This window comes from Pseudogracilibacillus sp. ICA-222130 (assembly GCF_037892545.1).
Lineage (GTDB): Bacteria > Bacillota > Bacilli > Bacillales > Amphibacillaceae > Pseudogracilibacillus.
In genome coordinates, this window is sequence record NZ_JBBKBG010000046.1 from 1 (window position 1) to 14,198 (window position 14,198).

Below are 14,198 nucleotides of genomic sequence, written 5' to 3' on the forward strand. Positions count from 1 at the left end.
GAATGACTGTGTCTTTTTTACTGTGTATAGGCGTTTGAAATACAATTGTAACATTGTGACAATCTTTCTGTTATCTCTCTATGTTATAATCGGTTAAGTAAATCAAGAAGAAAGCGATAATATCTAAGCATAGCAAAGGAGCGGAATTTCTTGAAGAAACTAACTATTTACTTGCTCGCAGTAGTATTACTAGTGAGTGGACTGTTCACGATACCATTAGAAGCGAATGCAAGTAAAAAAGAATTAAACGACGTTCAAAACGAACGTAAAGAGGTAAAAGAAGAATTGTCTAAAAAGGAATCTGAACTTGTAAAAGTATTAGATGACATAGCGGCATTACATAAAGAAGTAGCAGATATTGAACAAAAAATAGCTGCAAATGAAGCAGAAATAGCTGAGAAAAACGACAAAATCATGGAGTATGAAGAGGAGTTTGTTCAACTAGCTGAAAAAGTTGAAAAAATTAATAAACGAATCGACAAACGCCAAGAAATTTTAAAAGACCGTATTATTGCATACCAAGAAAATGGTGGCGACATTAGCTATTTAGAAGTTTTATTTAATGCAAAAGACTTCAACGAATTTATTAGTCGTGTCAATTCTGTATCAACGATTACAAATGCCGATAAGCAACTAATTGAAGAACATGAAGCAGACCGTCAAGAAGTGGAAGAGATTCAAGAGGAAATTACAGACAAAATAGATAAGCAAGAAGCATTACTTGACGAATTAGAAGAGCAAAAAGTAGATGTCGTTGCACAGAAGGACGAATTAAAAAGCTCTGAAAAGTCACTAAAAGATAAAGAGGCTACATTAGAGAAGGAAAAAGAAAAATTAGGTAGTGAAGATAGTAAATTAGCAAGTATTGAACAGCAGTATCGTGATGAAATTGAGGCGGAAAAAGCGAAAGCAGCTAAAGAGAAAGAAGCAGAAGAAACAAAGGTTGCTAAAGCTTCCGAACAAGAGAAGGAAGAAGCACCAGCTTCAACAGATACACCAAAACAAGCTGCTACAAGTGAAACGCCGAAAAAATCATCTACAAGCGAAACACCGAAAAAGTCATCTACAAATGACACACCGAAAAAATCATCTAATAGTCAAGAGAAGAAAGAGTCAGAACCATCTACTGGAAAGTCATTTACAGTAGAAGCGACTGCTTATGGACCTGACTGTTCAGGATGTTCTGGTGTTTCAGCTACCGGAAAGAATTTAAAACAAAAACCTACACCGAAAGTGATTGCGGTTGATCCAAGCGTTATTCCATTAGGTTCAAAAGTTTGGGTAGAAGGTTACGGAACTGCGATTGCTGCTGATACAGGTGGCGCAATCAAAGGGAAAAAAATCGACGTTCTTTACCCGTCAGAAAAGTCTGCATATAGTTGGGGAAGAAGAACAGTTCGTGTGAAAATTTTAAATTAATTATAGGAAGAACTTGAGACGTACGTTCATTATGTCTCAAGTTTTTTTTTTGTATGTTCACCTCATATTTAAAACATATGACGATAAGAGAAACGAATATTATGCAATTATGATATACTATAGATGTAGTTAAATATAGGAGCTTTAGGTGCAATAATGGAAGGCATGATATCCTTTATTGCTTAAAAGGGAAGATCGGTGTAATTCCGACGCTGTCCCGCAACTGTGATACGGAGCAACTCACGAATACCACTGCTTTTTATAAAAATAAAAAGTGGGAAGGGGTGAGAAGCGATGAAGTGAAGCCAGGAGACCTGCCTAATAATGCTCAACAAATTTCCTACGGAGGATAGGAGGTGTGTGGAACGGTTCAAACATAGGAGAATTCCTATGCTTCTTTTGGATTGCTTTTATAACAACCTGCATCTTCGCAAGGTTGTTTTTTTACGTGAAGGAGGGAAAGAGAATGAAAGGAACTGTAAATTATTATGTAGAAGCATTACAAACAAATGTGATGAATCGTTTAGTTACAAATGAAACAACATCTTTACAAGATACGTATGAACAATTATGGAATGAAATTGAACAGGCTGAGGAACATTTACAAGCTATGTATAAAGAAAATTTAACGAAAGCATATACGATTGTTCGAAACGCGATGACGTTTGTCGAACGTGATGAAGTAATCGTGTAATATGGAACAAAAATGAAGAAGGTGGTGAGCTTCACCACCTTTTCTTATGCATTCGAACCCCCCTGGATCTGCTGGGGATTTTAAGTAGCCTAATGATTTTTGATCGTTATGTCAATTTAAAGTACAAATATGAAAACTAGGAAGTTGCAAGAATACGATGTGAAGTTGCAAGAATACCGGTCGAAGTTGCAAGAATACGGGCCAAAGTTGCAAGAATATGATGTGAAGTTGCAAGAATACGGGCCAAAGTTGCAAGAATATGATGTGAAGTTGCAAGAATGCTGTGCGAAGTTGCAAGAATATAGTGTGAAGTTGCAAGAATATGCTGTGAAGTGGTCTTCTGTCAAGAAAGTAGACACAATTAAGGGAAACAAATTTTCATGTATCCCTGTTTTATAAGTGTTTCTTTAGAGCCTATTTTTTCTTCATTTTCTCTGTTACCTGTAGGTGGTTGATTTGAGCGTTATTTTCCAAATTCTCGCAACTTGACATGGAGCCTCTGCGGGTGTGCTTCTTCGCCAAGGCGCCAAATTTTTAAAAAACTTGGTATGCCGACCAAGCTAACACACCCGCCACTCCAAATAAAGTTGCTTCATCTTGCTTATTTCCCACAGTCTGTGAGTAACTTATATTTAACTCTGGTCTTTCCTAGCGAAGATGCGCGCTGCCTTTTTTATAATGGCATTTTCCTCCTCAAGATCTTTAATCCTATCTAGGAGTTCTTTTTCACGTTTTCGGTGTTCACTTGGCGTAACGTATTCCAACTTTTCTGCTTTTAATTCTTGTTCCTTTTTATAGTTTTTAACCCATTTTGACAACGTACTAATAGGCATATCTAATTCTCTGGCGACTTCAGCTCTTGGCTTACCTTCGTCCAAAACCAACTTAATCGCAAATTCTTTAAATTCAACATCATAACTTCTCATTATAAACACGCTCCTAACTTTAAATATTATTATACAATTTTCTCTCTAGGATGTGTCTACTTTTGAGTCTAACATCAGAAGTTCCAAGAATATAGTGTAAAGTTGCAAGATTATCGAGTGAAGTTGCAAGAATATCGGGTGAAGTTGCAAGAATATCGAGTGAAGTTGCAAGAATATCAAGTGAAGTTGCAAGAATATCAAGTGAAGTTGCAAGAATACGGGCCAAAGTTGCAAGAATACGATGTGAAGTTGCAAGAATACCGTGTGAAGTTGCAAGAATGCGACCCATCCCAAAAAATGAAAACAAGAAGTTTTGATGCAGAAGATATTTTGTAGATACAGTAGGAAGAATATAAAATTAAATCCACGAATACATAAAAAATAATCACACTTTTCTGACATTTCAGACTCCATATGAGCTATAATGAAGGAAAAGGAGGCGGAAATGATGCAATATGATGTCATTGTTATTGGTGCAGGCCTAGCAGGACTCGTTACAACGACAGAACTTGCAACAAAAGGAAAGAAAGTATTATTACTAGATCAAGAAGGTCCCCAATCATTAGGAGGTCAGGCATGGTGGTCTTTCGGTGGACTTTTTTTAGTCGATTCTCCTGAACAACGTCGTATGGGGATAAAAGATTCCCATGAACTAGCATGGCAGGATTGGCTCGGCACGGCGAGTTATGATCGCTTAGAAACAGAGGACAAATTTGGTTTTGAATGGGCGAAACGCTACGTGCATTTTGCAAAAGAAGAAAAAAGATCATGGCTTCATGAAAAAGGGGTTCGTTTTTTTCCTGTCGTTGGTTGGGCGGAGCGTGGAGGATATTTAGCTGAAGGACACGGAAATTCTGTGCCAAGATTTCATATTACTTGGGGAACAGGTCCAGGACTTGTCCAACCTTTCCTATCCCTTTTACATAAACAGATTGATGCAAACCTCGTTACCTATAAACCTCGACATCAAGAGGATTATCTTATGGAAAGGGAACATCAAATTACAACCGTACAAGGATCAATCTTAGAAAATGATCATGCTGAAAGAGGGAAGGAGACGACACGGAAAACGATTGGTGAATTTTCATATGAAGCGGCATCTATTGTCATTGCTAGTGGTGGCATCGGAGCGAATTTCGAAGCGATTCGAAAAAATTGGCCGAAATCATTAGGTAAAGCCCCCAAAAATATGATTGCAGGTGTACCAAAACATGTCGATGGCCGAATGCTTTCTATTACGGAACGAGCCGGTGGGAAAATTGTAAACCGTGATCGAATGTGGCATTACACGGAAGGGATTAGAAATTGGGCGCCAATTTGGGAAAAGCATGGCATCCGAATCCTTCCAGGTCCATCTTCTTTATGGTTGGATGCAGAAGGAAATCGTTTGGAAGCACCGAATTTTCCAGGATTTGATACACTTGGAACATTAAAAGCTATTATGGATACAGGATATGATTATTCTTGGTTTATTTTAACGAAAGATATTATTGAAAAGGAATTTGCTTTATCTGGTAGTGAACAAAATCCTGATCTAACTGGAAAGAGCATTGCGAAAGTGTTACAACGAATATTGCCTGGTCCACCAACACCGGTTCAACATTTTATAGATTATGGGGAAGACTTTATCGTTGCAGATTCCATAGAAAATTTAGTTGTTGGAATGAATAAATTAATTGGACATAAAAAACTATCCATAGAAAAGGTACGTAAACAAGTAGAAGCAAGAGACCGAGCATTAATGAACAACTTTACGAAAGACTTACAAGTTGTTGCAATGCATGGTGCACGAAATTATATTGGGGATAAGTTAATCCGAACGGCAAAACCGCATCGCTTACTTGATCCAACTTACGGCCCGCTTATCGCAGTAAAATTAAATATTTTAAGTCGGAAAACATTAGGTGGTTTGCAAACAAATATGGAAGGAAAAGTGCTTCAAAAAAATGGAATTCCTTTTGACAATGTCTATGCAGCAGGAGAAGTAGCAGGTTTTGGTGGTGGTGGATTACATGGTTATCGCTCTTTAGAGGGAACGTTTTTAGGAGGTTGTTTATTTACAGGAAAAACAGTAGCCGAATCGATTATAAAAAATGATCATTAAACCGATTGGGATGAAATAAAACTTGCTAAACAGTCTGACTCTATGCTAAAGTTAACTTAGATATATTTGAACGCAAAAGAGAGGATGTTCAAGTTGGCAACAGTAATCAATATACTTTTACTAATCGATGCAATTATTATGATTGTTTTTATCGTGTTACAATCTGGAACGAGTGCAGGATTATCAGGCGCGATTTCAGGTGGAGCAGAGCAATTATTCGGAAAACAAAAAGCACGTGGAATTGATTTAGTATTACATAGAGGAACAGTCATTACAGCGGTATTGTTTTTCGTTTTAGCATTTATTAGCGCATATGTTATATAAAAAACGCCCTTATTACATCGATGTGATAAGGGTTTTTATCTTTATTGGCAATGTTGAAAGGAGATTCATTTAACGTGAAAATTAAAGCACCAGCACCATTTACATTCGAAGCAGGAAATAGAGCAGTATTATTATTACATGGATTTACTGGAAATTCAGCCGATGTTCGCATGTTAGGACGTTATTTACAAAAGCAAGGATACACATGTTATGCACCCATTTTACGTGGACATGGTATGGAACCGGAAAATTTATTAGAAGCAACTCCAGCACAATGGTGGGAAGATGTTCAGAACGCATATGAACATTTACAACATTTAGGTTATGAAGAAATCGCTGTGGCTGGATTATCGATGGGTGGAGTACTTGGAATTAAATTAGCGACAGAATACAAGGTGACAGGGCTTATTACGATGTGCTCTCCAATGTTTTTTGATAATGAACATCAATTAACAGATGGTTTTCGAATGTTTGCGAAACAATATAAGCAATTTGAAAGAAAGGATCGCGATACGATTGCGACAGAAGTGAAAGAAATGATGGACCAGTCAAGACCGATGTTTACGCGTATTAAAGATTTTGTAAAAGAAGTAAATGGCATCGTTGACTTAATTTATACGCCGACAATGGTCGTTCAAGCGAGAAAGGACGAAATGATTAACCCGGAAAGCGCGAATTATATTTATGATACAGTGGAAACCGATCAAAAACAGATAAAATGGTACGAAAAATCGGGACATGTCATTACAACGGACAAAGAGAAAGAGCAATTACATGAAGATATTTACACGTTTTTACAAAGCTTAAATTGGGAACAATAGAAGTAGGATTGTTTCCAATTTAAATGAGGTGAAGAAATGGACGCACAACTAAAAGAAGAAATTTTGCAATATTTTAAGGAAAGTGGAACAAAACCATTATCAGTCCAAGAATTAGAAGAAATTTTCGGCATGCAAGATGTAGAAGATTTTAAAACATTAGTGAAAACATTAAACGAATTAGAACTAGAAGGTTCGCTTATTCGTACACGAAAAAATCGGTTCGGTTTACCGGCGAAGATGAATTTAATTGCCGGAAAAATTGAAATGAATCGAAAAGGATTCGCATTTTTAATTCCTGATGATGAAAAGGAAAAAGATGTTTATATTCATGCATCTGATTTAAATTCTGCTATGCATCAAGATAAGGTCATTGTACGTATCGAGAAAAAAAGCAATAAAGACTCTCGCGCAGAAGGAGTCGTCATTCGTATATTAGAACGAGCGGCGACAAAAATTGTCGGGACATTTGAAGAAAGTCATTCCTTTGGTTTTGTTATTCCAGATGATACACGAATTTTAAACGACATTTTCATTTCAAAAAATGATACATTAGGTGCAGTGACAGGACATAAAGTAATTGTTGAAATTACGAAATATCCTGAAGGGAGAAAAAGTGCGGAAGGGGAAGTCGTAGAAATACTCGGTCATAAAAATGATCCAGGAATTGATATTTTATCGATTATCCATAAACATGGTTTGAAAATTGATTTCCCTGATAAAGTGTTGGACCAAGTTGCCGCGATTCCAGATAAAGTATTAGAAAGTGATTTAGAAGGACGTCGTGACTTACGACATAAAGAAATTGTGACGATAGACGGGGCAGATGCGAAAGATCTAGATGATGCAATTAGTGTCGAACAGCTAGATAACGGTAATTTTAAACTTGGTGTTTATATTGCGGATGTATCCTATTATGTGGAAGAACATACTGCACTGGATAAAGAAGCAAGTGAACGAGGAACGAGTGTTTATTTAGTAGACCGAGTGATTCCGATGATTCCACATCGGTTGTCGAACGGAATTTGTTCCTTAAATAGAGGACAAGATCGTCTCGTTTTAGCGTGCGAAATGGAAATTGACGGCAAAGGTACAGTTGTTACGCATGAAATTTTTGAAGCGGTCATTAACACGACGGAACGAATGACGTATGAAAATGTGAATAAAATTTTAGTCGATGAAGATGAAACCATTATCGAAGAGTTTGCTCCGCTCGTGCCACATTTTGAAACGATGCAAACATTGGCAGAAATTTTATTTTATAAACGCAAAAAGCGTGGGGCTATCGATTTTGATTTTAAAGAAGCGAAAGTACTCGTTGATGAAGAAGGGACAGCAGTAGATGTCGTTATTCGAGAACGATCTGTTGGAGAACGTTTAATTGAGGAATTTATGTTATGTGCAAACGAAACGGTTGCAGAACATTTCCATTGGTTAGATGTACCATTTATCCATCGAATTCACGAGCAACCTGATGAAGGGAAATTAGAGCATTTCTTCGAGTTTTTAGGTGGTTTAGGTTATGTTGTAAAAGGAACCGCAAATGACATTCACCCACTAGAATTACAAAAAGTGTTAGACCGTGTGGAAGGTGAACCAGAGGAACTAGTTATTTCAAAATTAATGTTACGATCGATGAAACAAGCAAAGTATGATCCACACAGTATCGGTCATTTTGGTTTATCGACGGACTTTTATACACATTTTACATCACCGATTAGACGGTACCCAGATTTAATTGTTCATCGATTAATCCGTACCTATCTTATCCAAGGAAAAATGGACCATGACACCATTAAGAAATGGAAAGAAAGCTTACCAGATATTGCAAAACATACTTCAGCAATGGAACGTGTGGCAGTGGAAACAGAACGTGATGTGGATAATTTAAAGAAAGCAGAATATATGTTAGACAAAATTGGCGAACAATTTACAGGTATTATTAGTTCGGTCACAAGTTTTGGATTATTTGTAGAGTTAGAAAATACGGTAGAAGGACTTGTCCATGTTAGTTATATGACGGATGACTACTATCATTATTCAGATCGACACCATGCATTGATCGGAGAAATGACGAAAAAAGTGTATAAAATTGGTCAAGAAGTAGAAATAAAAGTGTCTGATGTAAATATGGATGAACATGCAGTAGACTTTTTATTAGTGTAAAAGTTGATAGGGGGAAATAAAATGGCAAAACAGCATGAAAAACCACTTGCACAAAATAGAAAAGCTGGCCATGATTATTTTATCGAAGAAACATATGAAGCGGGAATTGTTTTACAAGGAACAGAAATTAAATCGATTCGTGCAGGGCGTGTGAGCTTAAATGATGCGCATATTCGTATTATGAATGGGGAAGCATTTATTATTAATATGAATGTGGCAACATATGAGCAAGGAAATCGATTTAACCATGATCCGACAAGATCACGTAAATTATTATTACATCGTAGTGAAATCGATAAATTATACGGTCTCGTCCAGCAAAAAGGATATGCAATTGTGCCGTTAAAATTGTATATAAAAAATGGTTTTGCAAAACTGTTAATTGGACTTGGACGTGGAAAGAAACAATATGACAAACGAGAAGATATGAAACAGAAACAGATGAAGCGTGATATTGACAGAGCAATAAAAGAACGATACCAGTAATTGGTTTGTCTCAGTTCATTGCAAATTTAGCGTACTATGCTATAATAAGTATTACACATTAAGTGTAGTGAGCTTCAACACTTACCGAAGCGATACCCTTTTATTGGGGGGGCGTTTTGGATTCGACAGGGGTAGGTTGAGCTTAAGCTGCGCGTCGAGGTTACGACTCGTCAACGTTACAAGCCTTTAACTGGCAAAGAAGAAAATTTCGCTTTAGCTGCTTAATTGCACCTAAAGGACTCTAGACGTTATCTCCCGTGTAACGATCCGGAGTCTCACATTCAGCGGGATAAACGTTCACTCTCCGTCTGCGGGTAGAGCGTTGAAACCAATCAGACTAGCTGTTAGGACGCCTGTTAGTAGGCATAATAACGAGCGAATCTAAAATATACTAACTACACGTGTAGACGCTTAAGTGTCATTACTTTTGGACGCGAGTTCGACTCTCGCCGCCTCCATACTGTAATATAATGGAGTTATAGGAGACATCAAAATCCTTTTATCAGAAGGAATTTGGTGTTTTTTATTTTTATTTAAGTTTATATAAATAGAAAAATTAAAAGGGAAATCGTTTATGAATGGAGAAGTAATGATAGAGATAATATTTTCCAATACGCTATTACATATATATTTTATGCAACTCGATGAATAATGACCAGAACAAGATGAACTAATTAAGCTTCGCAAAGAAAATCAACATTTAGCAATGGAAAATGATATTTGCACCTAAAGGTATAAAAGTATCCATTTGAGATAATTTACAAAAATATAATGAACGGTAGTTTATTGAATTTAAAGAAATTATTTGAGGTTTTTATATCTATTATTATAGGCATTGTATTATTTTCCGTAATACCAGATTTTATAAAAAAAATAAACCGAAAAGAATGAGCAATTTCCGGGTGAAATAAAACAGTTATGAAACAGATAAAAAAATAAAGAAAAAATATACATCGATATTAAAGGTTGATTTGTCCACGTTTTTCATGTGTTATTTTAAAATAATGGATAAAAATGCTTTTTCCTATTGTATTTCTGAACGAACCTGTTATATAATAGATTCAAATAATTAGTTCTATACTATGACAGGAGGAAAGAGAAATGATTGATTATGTAGCAGTAGGAAAGATTAAAGTAGCAGAGGATTTGTATAATTTTGTAAACAGAGAAGCATTACCAGGTACAGGTCTTGATGTAGAACAGTTTTGGCAAGATTTCGAGCAAATTTTCGTCGATTTCACTCCGAGAAACAGAGAACTATTAGAACATCGTCAACAATTACAAGATCAAATTGATGCTTGGCATAAAGAAAACAAGGAATTTGATGCAAGTGCATATAAAACATTCTTAGAAGAAATTGGATACTTAGAAAAAGAAGTTGACGATTTTACTATTAACGTAGAAAATGTCGATGATGAAATTGCAACAATGGCTGGACCGCAATTAGTAGTTCCGATTAACAATGCACGTTATGCGATTAACGCAGCAAATGCTCGTTGGGGTTCTTTATACGATGCATTATATGGAACAGATATTATTAGTGAGGAAAATGGTGCAGAGAAAACAGCTGGATATAATCCAGTTCGTGGAGATAAAGTTATTGAAAGAAGTAGAGAATTTTTAAATGAAAATACACCGCTTGCATCAGGTTGCCATAAAGCTGCGACGAAATATGAAGTAAAAAATGGGGCATTACAAGTAACATTAGAAAACGGTGACACAACGACATTACAGGATCAAACGCAATTCATTGGGTATCAAGGCGATGCCTCGGAGCCGTCGTCCATTTTACTACAAAATAATGGATTACATATCGATATTCAAATCGATGGTACACACCCAGTTGGGAAAACAGATAAAGCAAATGTAAAAGATGTTGTATTAGAATCAGCATTAACGAGCATTATGGACTGTGAGGACTCCGTAACAGCTGTTGATGCAGAGGATAAAATCGATGTATACCGTAATTGGTTAGGGTTAATTCGTGGAGATTTAACTGCTACATTCCAACGTGGAAATAAAACGGTTACACGTACATTTAATGAAGATCGCGTGTATACAGGAGCTAATGGCGATGAAGTTGTACTACCAGGACGTGTTTTAATGCTCGTTCGTAATGTAGGCCATTTAATGGAGAACAACGCTGTACTAAACGAAGATGGTACAGTTTGTTATGAAGGAATTTTAGATGGAATTATTACGAGTTTAATCGCAAAACACGAATTAATTGGGAATGCAAAATATACAAACTCGAAAAAAGGTTCCGTATATATTGTAAAACCAAAAATGCATGGTTCTGAAGAAGTTGCATTTACTAATGATTTATTTGCACGTATTGAAGATGCAATTCAAGTAGAGCGTAATACATTAAAAGTTGGAGTAATGGATGAAGAGCGTCGCACGAGCTTAAACTTAAAGAACTGTATCCATGCAGTAAAAGAACGTGCTATCTTTATCAATACAGGATTTTTAGATCGTACGGGGGATGAAATTCATACATCTATGGAAATCGGTCCGATGTTACGTAAACAAGATATGAAAAATGCTACTTGGTTAAGTTCGTATGAGAAGAATAACGTACAAGTAGGTTTAGCTGCAGGGTTCCAAAATAATGCACAAATTGGTAAAGGTATGTGGGCAATGCCTGACATGATGAATGATATGTTAGAACAGAAGATTGGACACGTAAAAGCAGGAGCGAATACTGCTTGGGTTCCTTCTCCAACAGCAGCAACATTGCATGCACTTCATTATCATGAAGTAAGTGTAAAAGAAGTTCAAGATAATTTATTAAGTGCTGGAACTTCTGGAAATTATAACGATGATATTTTACAAATTCCAGTGGAAGCAAATCCGACATGGACACCAGAAGAAATTCAGTCTGAATTAGACAATAATATTCAAACGATGTTAGGGTATGTTGTTCGTTGGGTAGAACAAGGGGTTGGCTGCTCAAAAGTACCTGATATTAATGATGTTGGATTAATGGAAGACCGTGCAACATTACGTATATCCAGTCAAATGGTTGCAAACTGGTTGCACCATGGAATCACAACGAAAGAACAAGTATTAGAAACGTTACAAAGAATGGCAGCTGTAGTTGATGAGCAAAATGCTGGTGATGAATTATACCGTAATATGGCACCAAATTTTGATGAATCCATTGCATTCCAAGCAGCATGTGATTTATGTTTTGAAGGAACAAAACAACCGAATGGATATACGGAGCCGATTTTACAGCGTCGTCGTATCGAATTTAAAGAGAAAATTGGCGTCACGCACGCTTAAGAAGAAAAGAGGGATCTGGTTAAGTCCAGATTCCTCTTTTTTGTTAGATGTAATTGTTCCATGCACAAAATGGTTTATATAACAGTCTGTTCTATGTCAACATGAACAAACTGTGAACAAAAAAGATAAAAAGAAGGGATAATATAGGATAAATTGTCATTAAATAGACCCTGTACAACAACAGATTATATAAAAAAGCAAAAAAAATATATAAATATTTCTTTGTATAAACCCCTATTTATCAGCGTTTATGGCGTGTCATTTAAACTGTTAATAAAAAATATTCAAAAAATTTTATAAAAACCCTTGCATTTATTTCAATATGTACTATACTGTATTATAACAGATACAAACAAAGCCAATCTGTTATACAAATGGAGGTGCAATAACAATGAATAATATTGAAAAAATCGCTTGCCCAGAGTGTGGAACAAGAGTTGTAGAAGCTAGTCTTACGCTAGAGTGTGATTATTGCCTATCGAAAGTATCAGAGTAAACGTTTGTAGTGTATTATAACAAAGTCGTTAGTAACATAGTTTTATAGAAAATCTATGAAACTTTTCATATAACAAAAAAGATTATAGAAGGTAAATTTCAAGGAGGAAAAAGAACATGTACAAAGAGAGAGCAGAGCAATTACAAAAAGATTGGGATACGAATCCACGTTGGAAAGGAATTAAGCGTCCATATAGTGCAGAGGATGTTATTCGATTAAGAGGATCATTAGATATCCAGCATACATTAGCTGAGCGTGGTTCTAAAAAATTATGGGACCTTATTAATACAGAAGACTATGTAAATTCTTTAGGAGCTTTAACTGGTAACCAAGCAGTACAACAAGTTAAGGCTGGATTAAAAGCTATTTACTTAAGTGGTTGGCAAGTAGCGGCAGACGCAAACCAAGCTGGAGAAATGTATCCAGACCAAAGTTTATATCCAGTAAACAGTGTACCACAAGTTGTACGTCGTATTAATAACGCATTACAACGTGCAGACCAAGTAGAGTATTCTGAAGGAAATGTAACGAAGGATTACTTTGCTCCAATCGTTGCAGATGCGGAAGCTGGATTTGGTGGACATTTAAACGTTTTCGAATTAATGAAATCAATGATTGAAGCTGGAGCTTCTGGTGTACACTTTGAAGACCAATTAGCTTCAGAGAAAAAATGTGGACACTTAGGTGGAAAAGTGCTAATTCCTACTCAAACAGCAATCAAAAACTTAATCTCAGCACGTTTTGCTGCTGACGTAATGGGAACACCAACTGTGATCATGGCTCGTACAGATGCGAACGCTGCAGACTTAATTACAAGTGATGTAGACAAGTATGATCACCAATTCTTAACTGGTGAAAGAACAGTAGAAGGGTTTTACCGTACGAAAGCTGGCTTAGATCAAGCGATTGCTCGTGGACTTGCGTACGCACCATATGCTGACTTAATCTGGTGTGAAACAGCTGAACCAGATTTAGAAGAAGCACGTCGTTTTGCAGAAGCAATTCATGCAGAATACCCAGATCAATTACTTGCTTATAACTGTTCTCCATCGTTTAACTGGTCAATCCATATGTCTCAAGAAGAAATGGATAACTTCCAGAAAGAAATTGCGAAAATGGGATATAAATACCAGTTCGTAACATTAGCTGGATTCCACACGTTAAACTACAGCATGTTCGAATTAGCGGAACAGTACAAAGATAAAGGTATGGGAGCATACTCTCGTCTAGTACAAGGACCAGAGTTTGCTGCAGAAGAAAAAGGATACACTGCAACACGTCACCAACGTGAAGTTGGAACAGGTTACTTTGATGAAGTAGCACAAGTAATTGCGAGTGGCGAATCATCAACAGTTGCTTTAGCTGGATCAACAGAAGCGGAGCAGTTTTAATAAACTGGATAAAAAAACTATCTTAGGCGGTTGCTTAAGATAGTTTTTTGTTTTTTCTTGTAATATAACAAAAATCATGTAAACTA

Annotated in this window: 12 protein-coding genes, 1 other RNA gene and 1 riboswitch; of the genes, 12 read left to right on the forward strand and 1 reads right to left on the reverse strand. The window is 36.4% G+C overall.

All coding sequences use genetic code 11. From position 1 onward, the window contains the following. Nucleotides 1–150: 150 nt before the first annotated feature. The 3 genes from WKT09_RS12795 to WKT09_RS12805 all read left to right on the forward strand — a co-directional run bounded on the left by WKT09_RS12795 (nucleotide 151) and on the right by WKT09_RS12805 (nucleotide 2,512). Nucleotides 151–1,419, forward strand: a complete 1,269-nt coding sequence (locus WKT09_RS12795; RefSeq protein WP_340416400.1) for a PcsB-like coiled-coil domain-containing protein — start codon at nucleotides 151–153, stop codon at nucleotides 1,417–1,419. Between the two features lie 129 nt (nucleotides 1,420–1,548). Then, a riboswitch (cobalamin riboswitch) is annotated at nucleotides 1,549–1,755 on the forward strand. Between the two features lie 130 nt (nucleotides 1,756–1,885). After that, nucleotides 1,886–2,113 (forward strand): hypothetical protein, encoded by a 228-nt coding sequence (locus tag WKT09_RS12800; RefSeq protein WP_340416401.1) that lies wholly within the window; start codon nucleotides 1,886–1,888, stop codon nucleotides 2,111–2,113. Between the two features lie 129 nt (nucleotides 2,114–2,242). Further along, nucleotides 2,243–2,512 carry a hypothetical protein gene (locus WKT09_RS12805; RefSeq protein ID WP_340416402.1) on the forward strand — a complete coding sequence of 90 codons (270 nt, stop codon included), beginning with the start codon at nucleotides 2,243–2,245 and terminating at the stop codon, nucleotides 2,510–2,512. 233 nt (nucleotides 2,513–2,745) lie between these two features. Here WKT09_RS12805 and WKT09_RS12810 read toward each other — a convergent pair whose 3' ends face one another. Further along, on the reverse strand, nucleotides 2,746–3,039 hold the full coding sequence (locus WKT09_RS12810) for a transposase (protein WP_340416403.1): 294 nt from the start codon (nucleotides 3,037–3,039) through the stop codon (nucleotides 2,746–2,748). 102 nt (nucleotides 3,040–3,141) lie between these two features. On the opposite strand from WKT09_RS12810, the gene WKT09_RS12815 reads away from it, so the two are divergent. From WKT09_RS12815 to aceA, 9 genes are all read left to right on the forward strand, one after another. Further along, nucleotides 3,142–3,375: a hypothetical protein gene (locus WKT09_RS12815; RefSeq protein ID WP_340416404.1), complete on the forward strand. Its 234-nt coding sequence runs from the start codon at nucleotides 3,142–3,144 to the stop codon at nucleotides 3,373–3,375. A gap of 112 nt (nucleotides 3,376–3,487) precedes the next feature. Further along, a complete protein-coding gene (locus tag WKT09_RS12820; protein WP_340416405.1) occupies nucleotides 3,488–5,143 on the forward strand; it encodes an FAD-binding dehydrogenase in 1,656 nt (551 codons plus the stop codon). Nucleotides 5,144–5,236: 93 nt separating this feature from the next. Further along, a complete protein-coding gene (secG, locus tag WKT09_RS12825) occupies nucleotides 5,237–5,467 on the forward strand; it encodes a preprotein translocase subunit SecG (protein WP_340416406.1) in 231 nt (76 codons plus the stop codon). 74 nt (nucleotides 5,468–5,541) lie between these two features. Then, a complete protein-coding gene (locus WKT09_RS12830; RefSeq protein ID WP_340416407.1) occupies nucleotides 5,542–6,288 on the forward strand; it encodes an alpha/beta hydrolase in 747 nt (248 codons plus the stop codon). 36 nt (nucleotides 6,289–6,324) lie between these two features. Further along, nucleotides 6,325–8,451, forward strand: coding sequence for a ribonuclease R (rnr, locus tag WKT09_RS12835; protein WP_340416408.1), 2,127 nt, complete (start codon nucleotides 6,325–6,327; stop codon nucleotides 8,449–8,451). A 21-nt stretch (nucleotides 8,452–8,472) separates the two neighbouring features. Continuing rightward, nucleotides 8,473–8,937, forward strand: coding sequence for an SsrA-binding protein SmpB (gene smpB / locus WKT09_RS12840; protein WP_340416409.1), 465 nt, complete (start codon nucleotides 8,473–8,475; stop codon nucleotides 8,935–8,937). A 107-nt stretch (nucleotides 8,938–9,044) separates the two neighbouring features. After that, nucleotides 9,045–9,398, forward strand: a transfer-messenger RNA (tmRNA) gene (gene ssrA / locus WKT09_RS12845). A 640-nt stretch (nucleotides 9,399–10,038) separates the two neighbouring features. Continuing rightward, a complete protein-coding gene (locus tag WKT09_RS12850) occupies nucleotides 10,039–12,225 on the forward strand; it encodes a malate synthase G (protein ID WP_340416410.1) in 2,187 nt (728 codons plus the stop codon). 612 nt (nucleotides 12,226–12,837) lie between these two features. After that, complete coding sequence (aceA, locus tag WKT09_RS12855) at nucleotides 12,838–14,112, forward strand: isocitrate lyase (protein WP_340416411.1); 1,275 nt, start codon at nucleotides 12,838–12,840, stop codon at nucleotides 14,110–14,112. Nucleotides 14,113–14,198 lie beyond the last annotated feature (86 nt).

Excerpts from the sequence above, each read along its gene's own strand:
- WKT09_RS12800 (WP_340416401.1), top strand. The coding sequence starts at position 1,886 with ATGAAAGGAACTGTAAATTATTATGTAGAAGCATTACAAACAAATGTG.
- WKT09_RS12805 (WP_340416402.1), top strand. The coding sequence starts at position 2,243 with ATGAAAACTAGGAAGTTGCAAGAATACGATGTGAAGTTGCAAGAATAC.
- WKT09_RS12810 (WP_340416403.1), bottom strand. The coding sequence starts at position 3,039 with ATGAGAAGTTATGATGTTGAATTTAAAGAATTTGCGATTAAGTTGGTT.
- WKT09_RS12820 (WP_340416405.1), top strand. The coding sequence starts at position 3,488 with ATGCAATATGATGTCATTGTTATTGGTGCAGGCCTAGCAGGACTCGTT.
- rnr (WP_340416408.1), top strand. The coding sequence starts at position 6,325 with ATGGACGCACAACTAAAAGAAGAAATTTTGCAATATTTTAAGGAAAGT.
- smpB (WP_340416409.1), top strand. The coding sequence starts at position 8,473 with ATGGCAAAACAGCATGAAAAACCACTTGCACAAAATAGAAAAGCTGGC.
- WKT09_RS12850 (WP_340416410.1), top strand. The coding sequence starts at position 10,039 with ATGATTGATTATGTAGCAGTAGGAAAGATTAAAGTAGCAGAGGATTTG.
- aceA (WP_340416411.1), top strand. The coding sequence starts at position 12,838 with ATGTACAAAGAGAGAGCAGAGCAATTACAAAAAGATTGGGATACGAAT.